Source organism: Paenibacillus forsythiae T98 (assembly GCF_000520735.1).
In the GTDB taxonomy this organism is placed as follows: domain Bacteria; phylum Bacillota; class Bacilli; order Paenibacillales; family Paenibacillaceae; genus Paenibacillus_AQ; species Paenibacillus_AQ forsythiae.
The window spans coordinates 1-303 of record NZ_ASSC01000530.1; the positions used below are offsets into that span (position 1 = coordinate 1).

At 57.4% G+C, this 303-nt stretch carries 1 protein-coding gene; it reads right to left on the bottom strand.

What is annotated here, in order from left to right:
- Positions 1-303: putative ABC transporter permease (locus L692_RS0116300; RefSeq protein WP_025701190.1), on the bottom strand; the 303-nt coding region annotated here is incomplete at both ends.

A 303-nucleotide genomic window follows, 5' to 3' on the forward strand; every position in this document is an offset into this window, starting at 1 on the left:
TTTTGCGGCGGATGCGGAAGGTCAGGGCGAGATCGGCGGCAAAGCCAAAGACAACAATGGGGAGCAGCACGCTCCAAATATCCGCCGTGAGCAAGTACAAAGCGGTCATCATCGGATGAACCGCGGCAATGCACAGCGCACATAATCCCCACCAGTACAGAGAGAAGAGCAGGCAGACATGCCCGTCAAGCTGATACGCTTTATCCGAGTAATCCCACCAGCGGCGGCGAAAAATGAGCTTCAGCAGCGCCCCGGTGACATATTCCACCGCCGTCGGCACGGCAAACGTGGCAGCCAGAAACA